The organism is Amycolatopsis sp. Poz14, assembly GCF_006704225.1.
GTDB lineage: Bacteria > Actinomycetota > Actinomycetes > Mycobacteriales > Pseudonocardiaceae > Amycolatopsis > Amycolatopsis nivea.
In genome coordinates, this window is record NZ_JACLHD010000001.1 from 4,470,295 (window position 1) to 4,489,171 (window position 18,877).

18 protein-coding genes are annotated in these 18,877 nt (G+C 70.5%); 8 read left to right on the forward strand and 10 right to left on the reverse strand.

The features are described from left to right. Positions 1–12 precede the first annotated feature (12 nt). Positions 13–987 carry an NADPH:quinone oxidoreductase family protein gene (locus tag FKO37_RS21325; protein ID WP_134728691.1) on the forward strand — a complete coding sequence of 325 codons (975 nt, stop codon included), beginning with the start codon at positions 13–15 and terminating at the stop codon, positions 985–987. Here the strand turns inward: FKO37_RS21325 and FKO37_RS21330 are convergent. The 4 genes from FKO37_RS21330 to FKO37_RS21345 form a co-directional block, all read right to left on the reverse strand. After that, on the reverse strand, positions 965–1,825 hold the full coding sequence (locus FKO37_RS21330; protein ID WP_037810653.1) for a helix-turn-helix domain-containing protein: 861 nt from the start codon (positions 1,823–1,825) through the stop codon (positions 965–967). The genes FKO37_RS21325 and FKO37_RS21330 overlap by 23 nt on opposite strands. Positions 1,826–1,877: 52 nt before the next feature. After that, positions 1,878–2,072 carry a zinc-binding dehydrogenase gene (locus tag FKO37_RS46940; RefSeq protein WP_238605550.1) on the reverse strand — a complete coding sequence of 65 codons (195 nt, stop codon included), beginning with the start codon at positions 2,070–2,072 and terminating at the stop codon, positions 1,878–1,880. A 57-nt stretch (positions 2,073–2,129) separates the two neighbouring features. Continuing rightward, entirely contained in the window at positions 2,130–3,005 is an 876-nt protein-coding gene (locus FKO37_RS21340) for an NADP-dependent oxidoreductase (RefSeq protein ID WP_238605551.1), read from the reverse strand. A 173-nt stretch (positions 3,006–3,178) separates the two neighbouring features. Then, positions 3,179–3,676, reverse strand: coding sequence for a GNAT family N-acetyltransferase (locus FKO37_RS21345; RefSeq protein ID WP_238605552.1), 498 nt, complete (start codon positions 3,674–3,676; stop codon positions 3,179–3,181). 157 nt (positions 3,677–3,833) lie between these two features. Between FKO37_RS21345 and FKO37_RS47200 the strand changes: the two genes are divergently transcribed. Both FKO37_RS47200 and FKO37_RS21350 read left to right on the forward strand, forming a co-directional pair. Further along, positions 3,834–3,965, forward strand: a complete 132-nt coding sequence (locus FKO37_RS47200) for a hypothetical protein (protein ID WP_255807023.1) — start codon at positions 3,834–3,836, stop codon at positions 3,963–3,965. After that, positions 3,962–5,041 (forward strand): YeiH family protein, encoded by a 1,080-nt coding sequence (locus FKO37_RS21350; protein WP_238605553.1) that lies wholly within the window; start codon positions 3,962–3,964, stop codon positions 5,039–5,041. The genes FKO37_RS47200 and FKO37_RS21350 overlap by 4 nt, the downstream gene beginning before the upstream one ends. 48 nt (positions 5,042–5,089) lie before the next feature. On the opposite strand, the gene FKO37_RS21355 is transcribed toward FKO37_RS21350, so the two are convergent. After that, complete coding sequence (locus tag FKO37_RS21355; RefSeq protein ID WP_134667794.1) at positions 5,090–6,445, reverse strand: aspartate aminotransferase family protein; 1,356 nt, start codon at positions 6,443–6,445, stop codon at positions 5,090–5,092. A 1,393-nt stretch (positions 6,446–7,838) separates the two neighbouring features. Here FKO37_RS21355 and FKO37_RS47205 point away from each other — a divergent pair. Continuing rightward, a complete protein-coding gene (locus FKO37_RS47205) occupies positions 7,839–8,516 on the forward strand; it encodes a transglycosylase family protein (protein WP_238605554.1) in 678 nt (225 codons plus the stop codon). A 594-nt stretch (positions 8,517–9,110) separates the two neighbouring features. On the opposite strand, the gene FKO37_RS21365 is transcribed toward FKO37_RS47205, so the two are convergent. Then, positions 9,111–9,938, reverse strand: coding sequence for a helix-turn-helix transcriptional regulator (locus tag FKO37_RS21365; protein WP_238605555.1), 828 nt, complete (start codon positions 9,936–9,938; stop codon positions 9,111–9,113). A gap of 78 nt (positions 9,939–10,016) precedes the next feature. Here FKO37_RS21365 and FKO37_RS21370 point away from each other — a divergent pair, with 78 nt between their 5' ends. The 4 genes from FKO37_RS21370 to FKO37_RS21385 all read left to right on the forward strand — a co-directional run bounded on the left by FKO37_RS21370 (position 10,017) and on the right by FKO37_RS21385 (position 13,191). After that, on the forward strand, positions 10,017–10,757 hold the full coding sequence (locus tag FKO37_RS21370; RefSeq protein WP_238605556.1) for an SDR family NAD(P)-dependent oxidoreductase: 741 nt from the start codon (positions 10,017–10,019) through the stop codon (positions 10,755–10,757). Positions 10,758–10,784: 27 nt separating this feature from the next. Then, positions 10,785–11,525, forward strand: coding sequence for an SDR family NAD(P)-dependent oxidoreductase (locus tag FKO37_RS21375; protein ID WP_238605557.1), 741 nt, complete (start codon positions 10,785–10,787; stop codon positions 11,523–11,525). Positions 11,526–11,556: 31 nt separating this feature from the next. Further along, entirely contained in the window at positions 11,557–11,904 is a 348-nt protein-coding gene (locus tag FKO37_RS21380) for a BlaI/MecI/CopY family transcriptional regulator (RefSeq protein WP_167754101.1), read from the forward strand. Between the two features lie 96 nt (positions 11,905–12,000). Continuing rightward, positions 12,001–13,191 (forward strand): Ig-like domain-containing protein, encoded by a 1,191-nt coding sequence (locus FKO37_RS21385; RefSeq protein ID WP_134728703.1) that lies wholly within the window; start codon positions 12,001–12,003, stop codon positions 13,189–13,191. Between the two features lie 52 nt (positions 13,192–13,243). Here the strand turns inward: FKO37_RS21385 and sbnA are convergent, their stop codons facing one another. From sbnA to FKO37_RS21405, 4 genes are read right to left on the reverse strand one after another with little or no spacing between them, the layout of a single operon-like run. Next, positions 13,244–14,218 (reverse strand): 2,3-diaminopropionate biosynthesis protein SbnA, encoded by a 975-nt coding sequence (sbnA, locus tag FKO37_RS21390; RefSeq protein ID WP_134667800.1) that lies wholly within the window; start codon positions 14,216–14,218, stop codon positions 13,244–13,246. A gap of 41 nt (positions 14,219–14,259) precedes the next feature. Beyond that, the gene (gene sbnB / locus FKO37_RS21395; protein WP_238605558.1) at positions 14,260–15,327 is read right to left on the reverse strand and encodes a 2,3-diaminopropionate biosynthesis protein SbnB; all 1,068 of its coding nucleotides are present in this window, start codon (positions 15,325–15,327) and stop codon (positions 14,260–14,262) included. Then, positions 15,324–16,337, reverse strand: a complete 1,014-nt coding sequence (locus FKO37_RS21400) for a TauD/TfdA family dioxygenase (protein WP_051728773.1) — start codon at positions 16,335–16,337, stop codon at positions 15,324–15,326. The genes sbnB and FKO37_RS21400 overlap by 4 nt, the downstream gene beginning before the upstream one ends. Before the next feature lie 35 nt (positions 16,338–16,372). Continuing rightward, positions 16,373–18,856, reverse strand: coding sequence for an amino acid adenylation domain-containing protein (locus FKO37_RS21405; RefSeq protein WP_238605559.1), 2,484 nt, complete (start codon positions 18,854–18,856; stop codon positions 16,373–16,375). Between the last annotated feature and the right edge of the window lie 21 nt (positions 18,857–18,877).

The window sequence follows — 18,877 nt, forward strand, 5'->3', positions numbered from 1 at the left end:
CAGGAGAAACGCATGAAAGCCGTACACATCAAGGATCTCGAAGGCCCGTCGACCGTTTCGGTAGTCGAAGCCGACGCGCCTTCGCGCGCTGACGACCAGGTGCTGATCGACGTCCACGCGGCCGGGGTGTCGTTCCCGGATCTGCTGCAGACGCGCGGGCTCTACCAGGTGAAGCCGGAGCTGCCGTTCATCCCGGGCGCGGAGGTCGCCGGGGTCGTGGCGGAGGCTCCGGAAGGCGCGGCGGTCAAGGCCGGGGACCGGGTCGCGGCGCTGCCGTTCCTGGGCGGGTTCGCCGAGCGGGTCGCGTGCGCGGCCGACGCGGTGTTCCCGATCCCGGACGACCTGGGCTTCGACCAGGCGGCGGCGATCCCGTTCAACTACCTGACCGCGCATTTCGCGCTGTGCCGCCGAGGCCGGATGGCGGCTGGGGAGACCGTGCTGGTGCACGGCGCGGCCGGCGGGGTCGGGACGGCGGTCATCCAGGTCGCGAAGGCGTTCGGTGCGGGCAAGGTGCTCGGCGTGGTGTCGACGCCGGAGAAGGGCGAGACGGCGGTCGCGGCCGGGGCGGACGAGTACGTGCTGGCGGACGGCTTCAAGGACGCGGTGAAAGCGGCGACCGGCGGCCGGGGCGTCGACGTGATCGCGGACGTCGTCGGCGGCGACCGGTTCACCGATTCGCTGCGCTGCCTCGCCGCGGACGGGCGGATGCTGGTCATCGGATTCACCGGCGGGTCCATCCCCGAGGTGAAGGTGAACCGGTTGCTGCTCAACAACTTGGACGTCGTGGGCGTCGGCTGGGGCGCGTACGCGCTGCCGCGGCCGGGGTACCTGCAGGGGCAGTGGGCGGAGCTGCTGCCGAAGCTGGCCGAGGGCGCGATCGTGCCGCCGCTGGGCGGGAGCTATCCGCTGGCGGACGTCCAGCAGGCGTTGGAGGCCATCGAAAACCGGAAGGCGCTGGGGAAGCTCATCCTGGCCGTCCGTCCATAGCGGACTGACGCGGGGCGAGGTCTTGGGTGCCGACGGCAGCCAGCAGTTCCAGGTCGTCGCGGCCGGGTGGCGCGGTGAACCAGAGGAGGCGCTGGCTGCCGTCCTCGCTGAGCAGGTTCATGCAGTCGAGTTCGAGCACGCCGAGGGCCGGGTGCAGGATCCGTTTGCGGTCGGTGCGCCGGACGGCGACCTCGCGCTGCTCCCAGAGGTGCGCGAATTCCTCGCTGCGGGCGAGGAGCGTCGCGAGGAGTTCGTCGGCCAGGGCGTCGCGGCCGCGTTTGGCGAGCGCGGCGCGCAGGTCGGCGACGAAGACGCGCGATTGGTGCTCGTGTTCGTCCGGGTGGTATCGCTGCCGCGCGGCAGGGTCGGTGAACCACTGGTAGACGAAGCTGGCCCGGATGCCGTCGCCGGGAGCCGGGGCGCCGAGCAGCGCCTCGGCGAGCCGGTTCTGCACGAGCGGGACGCTGAGGTCGGTCATGACCTGCGCCGGCGTCGCGGTGAGCTGTTCGAGGAGGTTGAGCAGGGCCGGGTGGACGTGCGCGTTCCCGCTTGACGCGGGCGGCAGCGGACGGCCCGCCAAGTGGTAGAGATGGTCGCGCTCGTCGCTGGTCAGCCGCAGCGCCCTGGCCAGCGCGGCGAGCATCTGCTCGGACGGCTGGGTGCCGCGACCCTGCTCCAGCTGCACGTAGTAGTCCGTCGAGGCACGCGCCAGTGCGGCGACCTCGTCGCGGCGCAGCCCGGCCACCCGGCGGCGCGGCCCGGCGGAGAGGCCGACGTCCGCCGGGCTGATCCGGTCGCGCCGCGACTTGAGGTACCCGCCTAGTTCGCGCAAGTCCATGCCGCCACTATGCCTTCGCGCGATCTGCGCAGCCAGGCGTCGTCAGCACCACTCAGGCGACGCTGAGCAGGACCTTGCCCCGCGCGTGGCCCTCGGCGAGGCTGGCGAGCGCCCGCGCGCAGTCCGCCAGCGGGCAGGTGCGGTCGACGAGCACTTCGAGGCCCAGGTCGGCGACCTTTGCCAGCCGGGCTGCGTCCGAGGCGTGGAACACGAACGCGGCGCCGTCCGCTGGGGCGGGGGTGGTCACGAGAAGTCCGCACTATGCCTTCGCGCGATCGGCGCAGCCAGGCGTCGTCAGCACCACTCAGGCGACGCTGAGCAGGACCTTGCCCCGCGCGTGGCCCTCGGCGAGGCTGGCGAGCGCCCGGGCGCCGTCTGCCAGCGGGCAGGTGCGGTCGACGAGCACTTCGAGGCCCAGGTCCGCCACCTTCGCCAGCCGGGCCGCGTCCGAGGTGTGGAACACGAACGCGGCGCCGTCCGCCGGGGCGGGAGTGGTCACGAGAAGTCCGCCGGGTTTCAGGACTCGCCGCGACCGGGTCCCGACTTCGCCGCCGACGGTGTCGAGCACGACGTCGACTCCGCGGAGCTCGCGGGCGAAGTCGGTCTTCCGGTAGTCGAGCACCTTGTCGGCACCGAGTTTCTCCGCGATGGCGACGCCCGAACCGGACGCGGTCGCGACCACCCGGGCGCCGAGCCGTCGCGCGATCTGGACCGCGAAGCTGCCCACGCCCCCGGCCGCGGCGTGCACGAGAACTGTCTGTCCGGAGTGGACGTCCGCGACCTCGACCAATGCCTGCCACGCGGTCGCGGCCGCGGTCGGGAGGCCTGCCGCGGCTTCCAAGGTGAGGTGCGACGGTGCCGGGACCAAGTGCGCCGCGTCGAGCACGACCTGCTCGGCGAACGCGCCGCCGGCGACCGGGTCGAGGCGGCCGATCACCGGGTCGCCGACCTGCCAGCCGGCGCCGGGCGTCGCGATCCTCCCGGAGAAGTCGGTGCCCAGGACATAGGGGAGGGCGACCGGGAAGAAGTCGGTCATGACTCCGGAGGCGATTTTGAGGTCGAGCGGGTTCGCCGCCGCTGCCACGACATCGACGACGACCTGGCTCGGTCCGGGAATCGGCTCGGGAAGCTCGGCGAGTGTGGCTTCGGTGCCGAACGCGGTGACGCGCAGTGCTTTCACAGGGGTTGCTCCAGTCCGGCCGCCGGGGTGCGGCCCTGCTGCCAGGGTGCGGCGGCCGGAGACGGGGAGCTAGGCGGCGGTTGTCCTGGTGACGCTGGCACCACCTTGTGACGAGGCGAACCGGGCACCGCCTCCGAATTCCGCGGCGAACGGCGGTGTGCCAAGGGAAAGCGCTAGACGCTCTTGGTGAGGTAAACCGCCCCGCGGATGTGCTTCCCGAGCGTGTTCGCGGGCGGTTCGGCCACTCGGTACCCGGCGCGCCGGTACATCGTCAGGTTCCGCTCGCTGCCGGAGCCGGTGTACAGCACCAGACTGGTCGCCTCCGGCGGAGCCTGCTGCTCGGCATAGCTCAGCAGCCACCGGCCGACGCCCTGTCCGGCGAGGTCAGGGGCCACCATCAAACGGCCGATCTCCCAGCGGTCCTCCTCGAGATGAGCGCGCACGGCAGCGACGAGCCGCCCGCCGATCCGGACAGTCCACACGCGAGTGGTCTCGACCCAGCCGCGCACGGTGTCCAGGTCCTCGTGCAAGGCGGGGACGTCGAGGGTGTCGTTGACGATCGCCTGCGGGACCCAGCAGCATCGTTGCAGCACAAGAAGTTCGGCGGCGTCGGAGGATTGGGCTTCGGACAGCTGGGCATCGGCGAGCGGCAAGGCGGCGAGGTCGGTCACGTCTCTTGATCTTGCGCGCCGCCGGAAGCGTTGTCCAGTGAATATCCAGGGCGGCACCGCTGATGCGGGCGGTCTTGTACCACGGTGTCCACAATGGAGCGTCCAGCTGGTGGACGGCGAGGACCGGCGCGGCCGGTCCGCCTACAGTCCTGCGGTCATGAGCTCAGATCCGAAACCGAGAGGCGCTGCGCTGATCAGCGCCGACTGGGCTGCGGTGCTGGTCGCGGCCGTACTGGTGGCGTTGGCCGCGTTCGGCGTGCTGCCGGCGATCCCGTTCCTCGTCACATGACCGCCGCGCTGGAGGGCCGCCGAGCGGTACCGGCGGTCGTGAGATATCTGCCTGGACTTCTGCTGCTCGCGGCGGTCGGCATCGTCGGCACGCTGGCGCAGAACGGGATCCGCAGCCTCGGCCACGCAGCCGGGACCGCGCTGCCGGACATCGAATACGTGCTGTGGGCGATCGTCCTCGGACTGGTCATCCGCAACACGATCGGCATCCCGGCGCTGCTCCGCCCCGGGGTCGGGACCTACGAGTTCTGGCTGAAGACCGGCATCGTCCTGCTCGGCGCCCGGTTCGTGCTCGGCGACCTCGCCAAGCTCGGCGGGTTCAGCCTGGGGCTCATCCTGATCGACATGGCCGTGGCGACCACGGTGATCCTGCTGGTGGGCAAGGCTTTCGGGCTCGGCGGGAAGCTGTCGTCGCTGCTGGCGATCGGCACCTCGATCTGCGGCGTGTCGGCCATCATCGCCGGCCGCGGCTCCATCGACGCCGACGACGAGGACTCCGGCTACGCCATCGCGGCGATCCTCGCGCTGGGCGCGGTCGCGTTGTTCGCCTTCCCGGCGATCGGGCACGCGCTGAACCTGACCGACACCGAATTCGGCCTCTGGGCGGGACTCGCGGTGGACAACACCGCCGAGACGACCGCGACCGGCGCGGCGTACTCCCCGCACGCGCAGGACGTCGCCGTCGCGGTGAAAAGCACGCGGAACGCGTTGATCGGACTGGTCGTCCTCGGCTACGCGGCGTACTGGTCCACGCGCGGCGGCAAGGCGGTCGGCGGCGGGCTCAAGGGCCGCGCGGGCTTCGTGTGGCGCACCTTCCCGAAGTTCGTGCTGGGGTTCGTCGCGGTCTCCGCGCTGGCGACCGCGCACGTGTTCACCAAGGCGGAGGTCGCCAGTCTCGGGAACCTCTCGAAGTGGGCGTTCCTGCTGTGCTTCGCCGGGGTCGGCCTGAACTTCGACCTCCGCCAAATGGCCCGCAGCGGACTGCGGCCGCTGGTGGTGGCCGCGCTCGGGCTGGTGGTGGTCGCGGTGTGCTCGCTGGGGCTGGTGCTGGTGTCGTCGCAGTGGTTTGCCTTCTGACGGCGAACCGCGCCACCGCCAGACCCCGGGCGATGGCGCGGCCGTCGGTCAGCGCGCCTCGCGGGTAGCCGAATCGAGCGCGGCCAGCAGGATTCCGGCGGCCGTGCGCACGACGTCCGCGGTGACGTTGAGCGGCGGCAGCAGCCGGACCACGCTGTCGCCGCGTCCGCCCAATTCGACGATGAGCCCGCGGCGCAACGCGTGGTTCTGCACGGCCAGCGCGAGTTCCGACGCGGGCGCTCCGGTGCGCGGATCGGCCAGTTCGATGCCCCACATCAGCCCGGCGCCGCGCACGTCCGTCACCCACTGGTGGCTGGCCAGCGGGGAGAGCAGCTCCTCGAACTGGCAGCCGCGCTCGACGACGTTGTCCAGCACGCTGTCGCGGTTGACGACCTCGATCGCCCGCGCGCCCGCGGCGAAGGCGAGCTGATTGCCGCGGAACGCGTGCGCGCGGGGAGCCCAGTGGTCGAGGCGCTCGTCGTAGATGATCAGCGAGACCGGCGAGCCGATTCCGCTGAGCGCCTTGGACGCGACGATCACGTCGGGTTCGATGCCGTAGCGCTCGAAGGCGAACCAGGTCCCGGTGCGGCCGCAGCCGGTCTGCAGTTCGTCGACGATCAGCGGGATGCCCAGCTCCCGGGTCAGCTCGCGCACCCGGTGCACGAAATCCGCCCGCGCCGGGACCACGCCGCCCTCGCCCTGCACCAGTTCCAGCACCACCGCCGCGGGCAGCGGGAGGCCGCCGTCGGGGTCGTGCAGCGAGCGTTCGAGCAGGTCCGGGCAGGTCGCGGCGCACGTGTCCGGATCGTGGCCGGCCGGGCAGCGGGGGCAGGAGGAGTACGGCGGGTACTGGGTGCCGGACAGGGGGTGCGCGCCCGGCCGCTGCCCGATCAGGCCCAGCGCGGCGTGCGCGCTGCCGTGGAACCGGCCCTGGTACGACACGACGCCGCCGCGTCCGGTCGCGGTTTTGCACAGCTTCAGCGCGGCTTCGACCGCGTTGGTCCCGGCGGGTCCGCAGAAGTGCAGTTTCATTCGCGGGCGCAGCGCTTCGGGCAGCATCGCGAGCTGGGCCTCGGAGAATTCGTCCTTGACCGGGGTCGCGAAGTCGAGCGCGTGGGTCAGCTTGCTCAGCTGCGCGGTCATGGCCGCGACCAGTTCGGGATGGTTGTGCCCGAGGGAGAGCACGCCCGCTCCGGCGAGGAAGTCGATGAAGACGTTGCCGTCGGCGTCGCGCACGAAGCTTCCCGAGCCCTCGGTGATCGCGATCGGCAGCCGCCGGGGTCCGCCGCGGGCGTTCGGTTCCCGGCGGTCCTGCCGCTCGAGGTACTCGGCCGAACGCGGGCCGGGCAGATCGCAGTGGACGGCGGGACCGGTGAGCGGCGCGGGATGGTCGAGGATGGTCATCTGGGCTGTTCTCCCCTGGCAATGGTGGTGGCGCGGCCGGAGGCGGCCGCCGGGAGCCCGCCCCGGTGCGCGGCGGTCTTCCCTGCGAAAAGGGCGTTCGGGGCGAACTGTTCCCGCTCGATGCTCGGGGAGAGCCGCCGGACCCGCTTCGCCGGTAAACGGAGCGGTCGTTCTCGCGGTATTGCGTCGCGCCGTCCCGGGCGGAATGCTTCGGTTCCGGCCCGGGGATGTGTTCCGCCGGCACCGCGCCGCGCGTCCGTCATGCACTCCTCCTCCTTTTCGCGGGGATTCGCGGACCGCGGGAAAACGGCCGGCGGCGGGGGAAAACGGTTTGTCGCGAGCAGAGGCGGGGGAGGGCCGCGCTGGGCGCAGCCCTCCCCGGTCGACCTCACTGGAATACCGCGGGGCACAGCGTAGCGCAGCCGGTTCCGGTGCACCGGCTCTCCGGACGATGGCGAGCCGCGTCCGGCTCCGGAAAGAAAAGAAACGGCCGGAGTGAGGCGAGGCAATGCGCCGGGAGAGTGAACGCGGCGATTTCGCGGAGTTCGCCGTACTGGGCTGAACGACTGAATGCGCAACGGTGTTCGCGACGGCGCGAAACGGAACGTGAATATTCACGACCCGTTTCCGGCCTGTGAATCGGAGCCGGACGACCGCATGGTGGGAAGCCTTTCCGGACGGTTGCGGGCGGGATTCCGGGATATGTCGGATGCGGGAAATGTCGAGGTTTCCGGGGCGTTTACGGTCTTTTCGCCGTCCGGTCCGGTTGCGGGTGCTGTTTCCGCCGGGGAAGGGTGCCGGACCGCGGTTTCGGCAGCGGGGCTCGGCGGGCGGCGGGCAGAGTGGTCCAGACCATGGCAGTGGTCTGGACCGGTGGTCCAGTGGCTCGCGTCAGCGGCGGCGGGTGCCGGTCGCGGGTGCGTCCGGAGGAGCGGGCCTGGTCCGGCGGGGCGCGCTGGGCCGGGCCCGGGTGCCGTAGCGCGGGGTGAACGAGATCCGCGACCTGTGTTTATCTAGACCGTAACGTTCGCGATGCAGGCAGATCACTAACCATGTAGACAGTTAGAAAGTTGCTCGCGAAGAGAAATTTGCTTGTTGATGTTGAGGGATGCTCTAGAAAACCTTGCTGTTGAGCTGTGATTTATTGACTAAGTAGGTGGCCATGAGCATGACGCACTGTCGCCTGACTGCTACGCGCCGAGGCGATCTGTGGCCGATCCCACTGACTCTGTACACCTGCCGTTTCCGTTTCGTAATCTTCTCGCGCTTTTGCGGTGACCTGCGATCTACCCCGAGGATCAGCGACCCGAAGCCGCCGCGCGCCGTCGCGGCTCGCGCCTGGTTCAGGCACGAGGACGGCGATGCGGTGTGACAGCGAAGGAGCCCACCCACCGTGGGACGGCACAGCAAACCCAGCAAGACGAAAACGACCCTCCAGCGCACCGGCGCGACCGCGGCCCTCGCGGGCGCCACCCTCGGCGGCATCGGCCTCGCCGGGGCGGGCACGGCCAACGCCTTCCCGGGGCAGGCCGGCATCGTCAAGTGCGAGAGCAGCGGCAACCCGACCGCGGTCAACAACACCGCCGCGGGCCAGCGCGCGGGCCGCCCCGCCGGCCTGTTCCAGATCGTCACGAAGACCTGGCTCGCGAACGGCGGCGGCCAGTTCGCCCCGACGGCCGACAAGGCCACGCCCGCGCAGCAGCAGATCGTCGCGGACCGGATCTACGCGAAGCAGGGTTCGGCCCCGTGGCAGTGCCGCGGCGGCTCCGGCCCGGCGAGCTACGCCGACTTCGGCGGCGACACCTCCGGCGGCTCGGCCGAGGTCGAGGCCGTGGCCGCGAAGCCGAAGGTCCAGGTGAAGGCCGAGGCGAAGGTCAAGTCCGCGCCGAAGCACGCCGCCCCGTCCTCCAACCCGGACGGCAGCTACACCGTGGCCGCGGGCGACACCCTGTCCGGCATCGCGAAGAACCTGAACGTCGACGGCGGCTGGCAGCACCTGCAGCAGCTGAACGCGAAGTACATCCCGGACGCCAACCTGATCGTGGTCGGCCAGAAGATCGTCACGAAGTAACCCGCCGAGGCCCTGGCCGGGCTCGCGCCGCTTTCCCCCGGGCGGCACGACCCCGGCCGGAGGCCGCCGGTGCACGCGCGCGAAAGTGCGCTCGGGCACCGACGCGCGCCCCGGCGGCCGGCGTGCGGAGCGAACGGGCCTGCTTCGTGGGAACACAGGCCGGTTCGCGCCGCACGCCTTGCCTCGAGGGCGAAGTTTTCGAGCGCGCCGAGAGTGTGCTCGGGTACCGCGCGTGTTCTGCGGGAGCACGGGCCGGTTGGCGCTGCATGCTTTGGCTGGACGGCCGTGGTTTCGAGCGCGTGGCATCGCGCGTGTCCTGTGCGAGGACGGGCTGGTCGGTGCTGCACGCCTTGCCTCAAGGGTGAGGCTTCCGAGCGCACGGGTGTCGCGCGTGTTCTGCGGGAGCACGAATCGGCCGGTGCTGCATGCCTTCGCACGCGAGGAAGAAGTAGCGAACGCGTCGTGGCGGGTCCCGCCGACGCCATCGACTGCGGGCCGATCGACCAATCCCAGGCGAACCAGCCGAGGCGCCCCCGCGCCTCCGGGCCGCCCGCCGGTTCGCCGCCAACTCCACGCGCGGCTACTAGATCTCGTTCACGGCATGCCCGCGCCCGGACGCACCCGCATCGGAACGCTCCGCAGCAACGACAGCGCCTCAGCACTGGGACTGCCCGGCTCAGCCTGATAGACAATCAACTGCTGCCCAGCCGCCCCGCGCACGTCGAATGCCTGGTAGGTCAGCGTCAGCGGCCCGACCGCCGGATGCACGAGTTGCTTGGGCTCTCGGGTCTTCCCCCGCACCTGATGGGTTTCCCACAGCGTCCGGAACCGCGAACTGCCCTCGCTGAGTTCCGCGACCAAGCGCGGCAGGGCCGGGTCTCCCGCCGCGGCGCGCAGGTTTGCCACGGTCGCTTGGGCCGTCCATTCCCAGCGGGCGAAGAACTGCGGACCCGCCGGGTCGAGGAAGGTCATGCGGGCCAGGTTGTCGGCCGCGGTGAAGGGGGAGAACAGGGCGTCGGCGAGGGTGTTCGCCGCGAGAATGTCCAGGACGCGGTTGAGCACGAACGCGGGTGCGTGCGGATAGCTGTCCATGAGCTGCCGCAGTTCCGGGCTTACCGTTTGGGGCGCCGGGGAGAGCAGGACAGCCGGGGTGGTGCCGGCGAGGCGATACAGGTGTTCGCGGGCGTCGGGGTCCAGGTCCAGTGCGCGGCTGAGGGCGTCGAGCACCTGCGGTGACGGGCGGGTTTCCCGGCCCTGTTCCAAACGCGCGTAGTAGTCGACGTTCACCCCGGCGAGCACGGCGACTTCCTCGCGGCGCAGGCCCGCGACCTTGCGTCGGCCGGAATAGCGCACGTCGGCGTCCTCCGGGGAGCGTTGCGCGCGGCGTGCTCGCAGGAATTCGCCCAGTTCCGTACTGCCCATGCGAACCAGGGTAGGCGGCGGCTGGGTGGGTGTGGCACGTCCTGCCAGCGAGGTCCGCCGACGCTGAGACTGGGCGGCATGACGAACGAACTGGCGGGCAAGGTCGCCCTGGTCACGGGGGCCGCGCGCGGGGTCGGCGCGGCGACGGTCGCTTGGCTGCGTGCGCACGGGGCACGAGTGCTGGCGACAGACATCCGGCCCGAAGTGGAACTGCTCGCCGATAAGGACGGCGTGGCGGTGCTGGTCGGCGATGTGTCCGAAGAGGACGTTGCGGTGCGGTCGGCGCTCACGGCGGTGGAACAGTTCGGCGGGCTCGACATTCTGGTCGCGAATGCGGGGCGTTCGGTGAACAAGCCGGTCACTGAGACGACGGCGGCGGACTGGGACGAGGTGATGTCCGTCAATGCCCGCGGAGCGTTTTTGCAGGCGCGAGAGGCATTCCGGGTAATGCGCGACAACGGCGGGGGAGCGATCGTCACGGTCGGCTCGTTCGCCAGCACGGTGGGGCTGGCCGAGGCGGCGGCGTACAGCGCGTCGAAAGGAGCGTTGGCGCAATTGACAAAGGTGCTCGCATTGGAAGGCGCTCCGCACGGAATTCGCGCGAACGTGGTCGCTCCCGGCGTGATCGAAACAGATCTGCTCGACACTTTCCGCGCCGACAGCCGGGCGTATCTGCGGTCGTTCGGCGCCGCACATCCGCTCGGCCGGGTCGCGCAGCCGGAAGAAATCGCTGAGGTGATCGGCTTTCTGGCCTCGCCGCGGTCCGCGTTCGTCACCGGCGCGGTCGTCGCTGCCGACGGCGGCTACACCGCGGCCTGACATCCCTCCGACGAAAGGAAATATCTTATGCGGCTCAACGGAAAAGTCGTGCTGCTCACCGGAGCGACCGGCGGGATCGGCCAAGCCACCGCGGAACTGTTCGCCCGGGAGGGAGCCAGCCTGGTCGTCACCGACGTCGACTGCGAAGCAGTGCGGAAACTCGCGGCACGGCTGGAGACCGACGTGCTGGCCGACCGGCTGGACGTGTCCTCGCCGGAAAACTGGCGCGAAACCGTCGAACGGACCCGGCAGCGGTTCGGCCGCCTCGACGTGCTCGTCAACGTCGCGGGGATCGTGGACTGGCCGGGCATCGAGGAGACGGCCCCGGACGCGTGGGACCGGGTGATCGCGGTCAACCAGACCGGCACCTGGCTCGGGATGAAGACCGCGATGCCGCTGCTGCGCGCCTCCGGCAACGGATCGGTGGTCAACACTTCCTCGGTGCTGGGCCTGGTCGGCAGCGGCGCGGCCGCCGCGTACCAGGCGTCCAAAGGGGCGGTGCGGCTGCTGACCAAGACCGCCGCGGTCGAGTACGCGACGCGCGGCGTCCGGGTCAATTCGGTGCACCCGGGGGTCATCGCGACGCCGATGATCCAGGATCTGCTCGACGAACAGGGCGACCAGCAGCCCGACATTGTCCGCACGCCGATGCGCCGCGCGGGCAGCCCGGCCGAGGTCGCGCACGCGATGCTCTTCCTGGCCAGTGACGAATCCTCGTTCGTCACTGGAACCGAACTGGTCGTCGACGGCGGGCTCACCGCGTACTGACACCGGACCGGCGCGCCCTAGGATGCGGGGCGTGCAGGGACTGGGCGAGCTGGAATCGGCGGCTATGGACGTCCTGTGGCGGGCGGGAGACGCGCGCACGGTCCGCGAAGTGCTGGAGGAGCTGAACCGGGACCTCGCCTACACGACGGTGCTCACCGTGCTCGACCATCTGCACAGCAAGGGCTGGGTGGAACGCGAGAAACGCAGCCGCGCCTACTGCTACACGCCGGTGTCGTCGCGAGAGGAAGCAGCCGCCCGCGCGATGCGGAACCTGCTCGCCGACGCGGGCGATCCCGAGGGCGTGCTGCTGCATTTCGCGCGGTCGGCGTCCGAGCGCGAGCGGGAGGCGCTGCGGCGCGGGCTGCGGCAGCATTCGTGACCTGGGTCTCCCTGTCCGGACACCACCGCCGGGCAGCGGCTCCCGCCCTGCTCCGCGCCTGACCGGTATGACTACTATGTCCGGTAGTAATCGCGAATGGGGGCTGGTCAGGTGCTGGGGCGGAAAACGCAGATCATCGCGGGGATCCTCGCCGGGCTGGCGCTGACGGCGGCGTGCACGTCCGCACCGGCTCCCGGTCCCGCCGCGGGCAACGACCAGAAGACCAGCGCCGCGCCGGCGGTGCCCGCGACCCTCGACCTCGGTCCCAAGGACGGCTCGAACGACGTCGCGCCCGGCGAACCCGTCACCGCGGTGGCCGGCGGGTCCACGCTCAGCGAGGTCACCCTCGCGGCGGCGGACGGCGCTCCGGTGCCCGGCGAGATGGACGCCGCGAAGCAGCGCTGGACCAGCAGCAAGCCCCTGGACTACCGCACGAAGTACACGCTCACCGCGCGCTCCGTCGGCGCGGACGGCAACCCGGTGACCCGCACGAGCACCTTCACCACCGCGACCGCCAAGGCGCAGGCGTATCCGTCGGTGATCCCGCTCGACGGCGAGACCACCGGCGTCGGCATGCCGATCACGATCAAGTTCTCCGCGCCGGTCGCGGACAAGGCCGCCGCCGAGAAGATGCTCACCGTCACCTCCGACAAGCCCGCCACCGGGGCGTGGCGCTGGTTCGGCGACGACGAGGTGCACTACCGCACCAAGGAATACTGGCCCGCGTACTCCACGGTCACCCTCGACATCAAGATCGCCGGCCGCGCGCTCGGCAACGGCGTGTTCGGCAAGGCCGACCGCAAGATCAGCTTCAAGACCGGCCCGGCGATCATCTCGAAGGTGTCGGACAAGGAAAAGCAGATGCGGACGTACAAGGACGGCCAGCTCGTCCTGACGTCCCCGGTCAGCCTCGGCAAGCCGTCCGCGCGCAGCGTTTCCGGCACGATGCTGATCATGACCGTGCAGTCGCCGTACACCATGGACTCCAGCACGTACGGCGTGCCCACCGACTCGCCGGGCGGCTACCGCACCACGGTCAAGTACGCGCTGCGGCTCACCAACTCGGGACAGTTCCTGCATTCCGCGCCGTGGTCGGTCCGGCAGCAGGGGCGCACCAACACCTCGCACGGCTGCCTCAACGTCAGCGTCGACAACGCGAAGTGGTTCTACGAGAACTCCCATCGCGGGGACGTCGTGGTGGTGACCGACACCGGCGTGGACCTCAAACCGGGCGACGGCTGGACCGACTGGCGCTTCAGCTGGGACGAATGGCAGAAGAAGGTCTGATCCCGCCGGGGTGCGGCGCGCCGGGGGATGCCGGTGCGCCGCCCCGCGCGGCTCAGACGGACTGCCGGGGCCGCGGCGAAAGCACGTCCTCTCCGTAGATGCCCTGCAGCCAGTTGGTCTGGTAGATCGTGTCGAGGTAGCGCTCGCCGAGGTCGGGGGCGACGGCCACCGCGGTCAGGTGGTGCGCGTCGTGTTCGGACAGCCAGCTGGTGGCCCCGCTGACCACTGTCCCGGTCGAGCCGCCGAACAGGAATCCGTTGCGCGCCAGCCGGTGGCACGCCCGGACCGAATCCGGTTCCTCGACCAGCACCACGTCGTCCACATAGGACTCGTCGAGGATCGCCGGGCGCACGCTGGTGCCCAGCCCGGGCAGCATCCGCCTGCCCGCCGGGCCGCCGAAGGTCACCGAGCCGACGCTGTCGATCGCGACGATCCGCACCGGCCGGTGCCATTGCCGGAAGAACCGCGCGCAGCCCATCAGGGTGCCCGTGGTGCCCGCGCCGACGAACAGCACGTCGAGATTCGGGAACGCTGCGGCGATTTCCGGCCCGGTGCGGTGGAAATGCGCTCCCCAGTTGTCCGGATTGGTGTACTGGTTGAGCCACACATAGCGCTCGTCGGAGGCGCACAGCATCCGCACGTGGCCGATGCGCGCCCCGAGGAAACCGCTTTCCGGATCAGGTTCGGTGATGATGTGCACCTCGTTGCCGAGCGCCTCGATCGCGCGGCGCGTCGCCAGGTTGCAGCGGGAATCGGTGACGCACAGGAACTTGTACCCCCGGCTGGCCGCGATCATGCTCAGCGCGACGCCGAGGTTGCCCGACGACGACTCGACGATGATCGAGCCCGGCCGCAGCAGGCCGTCGCGTTCGGCCGCGTCGACCATTTCGGTCGCGGCCTTCAGCTTGATGGAACCGGCGAAGTTGAACCCCTCGCATTTGAGGTAGAGCGAGTAGCCGAAGCTCCAGCGGAGGTCGACGTACAGCGCCTCCTCGTTGAAAGCTTCGGGAACGGTGATGACACGCACAGTTTTCTCCCCTTCAGGCACAGCTCAGTGGCGGACGGCGCTCAGCCATACCGGCGCAGTTCGTGGAAAAAGTCCTCGATGACGTGCAGTCCGCCGGCGTCGGACACTCTCTCGTGGACGAAGGCCCCGACCGCGAGGTCGAGGACGCCGAGCCCGAACGGGGAGAAGATCAGCGGCCGGTCGGCGGGCGGGCTGACCCGGCCCGAGAGCACGTCGTCGAGGGTGCCGAGCAGGAAGTCCCGGCTGCCGGTGCGCTGCTCCACCAGATGCGGCGACGTGTTGGCTTTGAGGCAGTGGTCGACGTCGTCGACGAGGTTCGCCGACGCCAGCAGGATTTCCGGGGCCAGGTCGCGCAGGGACACGTGCAAGACCAGCGGATTGTGCGAGAACCACGAAGGATCGTGCACGTGCGGTTCGCCGGCGATGGTCGCGAAGACCACCAGCTCGCTGTCGCGGATCAGGCCCTCGGCGGTTTCGTGCACGCTGATCTCGCCGGTGAAGCCGGACTGCTCGAGGTAGCCGCGGAATCCGGCGGCGCTGTCCGGGTGCAGGTCGTGCACGTTGATTTCGTCGAATTCCCAGCCGGTCCCGGCGAGGAAGGTGTGGATGTAGCGGGCGATCAGGCCGACGCCGAAGAATCCGACGCGCCGGGGCCGCTGCCGGGTCCGGCTGAGCCAGTCGGCGGCGAGCGCGGCGGACGCAGCGGTCCTGGTCGCGCTGATGATGGAGCTTTCCAGGCAGGCGAACGGATAACCGGTCGCGAGGTCGTTCAGGATCAGCACCGCCGACGCCCGCGGGATCCCGGCGGCGACGTTGCCCGGGAAACTGGAGATCCACTTCAGGCCCGCGACATTGGTCTTCCCGCCGAGCGAGGCGGGCAGGGCGATGATCCGGTCGGCCGGACGGTCGGGGAAGCGCAGGAAATAGGACGGCGGGTTGACCGAATCGCCGGAGCCGTGCACCCGGTACGCGGTCTCCACGAGGTCGACGACCTCGCGTTCGCGCCCGGCCAGCGCCTGCTGGACCTGGGCGCCGGAAATCACCGCGAACGGCGGCACGGCGACCGGGTCCGCCGAAGCGGATCCGGCGGTGAAGGATTGCGTGGTCACTGATTTTTCCCCTCAGACGCGAGCGAGCAATCGGAAAGCCGCACCGGATCGGCCAGCCCGACAAGCACCTCGCGCGGGCCCTCGTAGGCGTCCCGGCTGTGCGCGATGCGGACGTTGTCGACCAGCAGCAGATCGCCTGCCTGCCACGGTTCGCGCACGGTGTGTTCCTCGTACACCTCGTTGAGCAGCTGCACGACGTCCTCGCCGATCGGGTCGCCGTTGCCGAAGCGCGTGTTGAACGGCAGGCCGTCGGCCCCGTAGATGTCGACCAGGTACTCGTGCACCTCGGGGGCCATCGTCCACTCGTTGAGGAAGGCGATCTGGTTGAACCAGCAGGGCCTGCCGGTGACCGGATGCCCGACGATCGCGTCGCGGCGCTGCCGGGTGCGCAGGCCGCCGTCGGGCTGCCACTCGAACTCGATCCGGTTGGCGCGGCAGTACTCCTCGATCGCGGAGCGGTCCTCGGTGCCGAACGCCTCGGCGACCGACGCCCCGATCTCGTCGTTGAAGCTGCGGGTGAGCAGCCAGCCGTCGCGTTCGAACCGCGCGCGCAGGTCGGCGGGCAGCGAGGCCAGCACGGCGGTGGAATCGCTGACCCCGGTGACCCCGCCCGACGACGGCGGGCTGACGCAGGCGAACAGCAGCAGTCCCGGGAATTCCAGGGTGTAGCTGAGTTCGTGGTGCATGCACATCGGCTGGTTCGGCGGCCATTCGGTCGAGGAGTGCACCCCGCCGGGATAGGTCGTGCGGGGCGCGAAGGCCTCGCGCTCGGTCGTCAGCAGGTCGGTCAGCCGCCCGAACACGGCCGCGACCGCGGTCCGTTCGGCCAGCCCGAGACCGCGGACGAGCACCGCGCCGTGTTCGGCGACGAGTCTTCGCACGGTCTCCCGGTGCGTGCTCGCCCAGCCGGCCGGGTCGCCGCCCGCCTCGGCCCGCAGCACCGCGGGCAGCCCGGGAGAGAAATCCGGCTCGGGCGGGGACGTCTTCGGCAGGAATTGGGACAACGACATCGGGGAATCCTTTCGATTTCCGCGGTTCGCGTGGGTCAGGAGTTTCCGGAAGCGGGGGACCGGCTGTCGATCAGCGCGGCCAGGTCGGCGAGCACGGGGTGCTTGGCGACGTCCTTGATCGAGACCGCGCGGTCGAGCGCGATCGCCAGCTTCACCGCGGACAGCGACGTGCCGCCGCGGTCGAAGAAATGGTCCCGGCGGCCGACCTGGCCGGCCCGGATGCCGAGCACGTCCGCCCAGGCCGCGGCGAGCCGCTCTTCGGTGCCGGTGACCGGCTGGTCGCGGTCTTCGTCCGCGACGTCGAGCTCGGCGGCCAGCGCGGCGAGGTTCTTCTTGTCGATCTTCCCGTTGGCGGTCAACGGCAACTGCTCGCGCCAGTGGAACGCCGCGGGCAGCATGTACTCCGGCAGCGCGGTGCCGAGGTGCTCGCGCATCAGCTCGTGGTCGAGCTGGTCCGGACTGGAGTAGAACGCGACCAGCCGCTTGCCCTGCCCGCCGCGGTCGGCCACGACCACCGCGCCGTCGCGCACGCCGGGCACCTGCAGCAGCGTGTTCTCGATTTCGCCGATCTCGATGCGGAAACCGCGGATCTTGACCTGCGCATCGCGCCTGCCGAGGAATTCCAGCTTGCCCTCGGGCAGCCAGCGGCCGTGGTCGCCGCTGCGGTAGAGCCGGGCGTCCGGGCGGTGCGGGTCGGCGGTGAACGCCCGCGCGGTGCGTTCCGGGTCGTTGACGTAACCGCGGCCCACGCACACCCCGGAGAACACGATTTCGCCGGGCGCGCCGAGCGGGACCGGGTCGAGCCGCTCGTCGACGACGTACACGCGCACGTTCTGCACCGGCGGCCCGAGCGGCACCCGCTCCCGGGTCGGCGCGCGGTCCATCACCTCGTGGTTGGTGTCGTCCGAGGTTTCGGTGAGGCCGTAGGCGTTGACCAGCTTGACGTCCGGCATCGTGGCGAACCAGCGTTGCGCCAGCTCGGTTTTGAGCGCCTCGCCGGTCACCGACACGCAGCGCAGGTCCGGCAGCGCGACCGGGTTCTTGTCCACCGCGGACAGCACGACCTCGAGGTAGGAGGGCACGACCTGCAGCACCGAAACCCCGCCGCTGCCGAGTTTGCCCACGAACCGGTCGGCGTCCAGGATCACGTCCTGTTCGATCAGCAGCGTGGTCCCGCCGACCAGCAGCGCGGAAACCAGCTGCCACAACGAGATGTCGAAGCACTGCGGCGCGACCTGCGCCACCACCGATTCCGCGGTGATGCCGAGGTCGTTGATCTTGGCGTAGAGATGGTTGACCATCCCGGCGTGCTCGCACATCGCGCCTTTCGGCTCGCCGGTGGAGCCCGAGGTGAAGTAGATGTAGGCGAGCTGGCCGGATTCGACGGCGACGCCGAGGTCGTCTTCGGAGTGGTTCTCCTCGTACGCGGCGTCCACGAACAAGGTGCGCACGCCGGGCAGCGATTCGACCGCCTTGCGCAGCGTCGTCGTGCTGCCCGGTTCGGTCAGCACCAGCTCGCAGTCGGCCCGGCGCAGCGTGGTCGCGATGCGGTCGGTCGGGAAATGCGGCTCGATTGGCAGGTAGACGCCGCCCGCCTTGAACACGGCGAGCACGGCGGCCATCCAGTCCAGGTTGCGTTCGGTCACGACCGCGACGACGCCTTCGCGGCGCAGCCCGCGCGCGATCAGCGCCCGCGCCAGGCGGTTCGCGCGCCCGTTGAGCTCCCGGTACGTCCACTTCCGGTCGCCGTGCACCGCCGCGATCGCGTCCGGATTCCGCGCGACATTGCGCTGGAACAGTTCGTGGCAACGCAGGTCCGGCACTTCGACGTGCGGCCCGGCGAGGCCTTCCAACTGCAGTTTGAGCTCCGCGGCCGACAGCAGGGTCGTTTCGCGATGCGACGCGGTGACATCGGTGCGGATCTGGGTGAGCGCGCTCAGGTGGTAGCCGAGGATGCGTTCGGCGGCTTCGGAATCCAGCACCTCGGTGCGGAAACACAATCGCAGCATCTCCAGGTCCGGTGAAACGTCCAGCCGCAGCACGGTGTCCCCGGCGAGGTCGCCGTCGGTGCCGGTCGGGTCGAAGACCGTCTCGAACGGCGGCGCGCTGATGCCGAGTTCGGCGCGCAGCTCGTCGACCGGGAAGTCCCGGAAGGCGAAAGTCTGCGCGTCGATTCCCGCGGTGTGCTCGATCAGCTCGCGCCAGGTGCCGGATCCGGTGCTGAGCCGGCAGGGCAGCGGCGCCCCGCCCGGCTCGGCGACGTAGCCGGTGCACACCTCGGTCTCGCCCGACAGCGCGGCGAGGACCTTGGCGTGCGCGGCGAGCAGCACCGAGCTCAGCGGCACCCGCAGCTGCTCGGCCAGCAGCCGCAGCGCGGCCGCGAGCCCCCGGGGGACCGGCGTTTCGTGGTCGCCGATCGCGGAGCCGGCCTCCAGCGTCCAGCGCGGGACGCCGGTGCGGCCGCCGGCGGTGAGTACTTCGCGCCAATGCTCGCGAACCGCTCCCAGTCCGGTTCTCATGGGTCGTCCTTCCCGTGATTG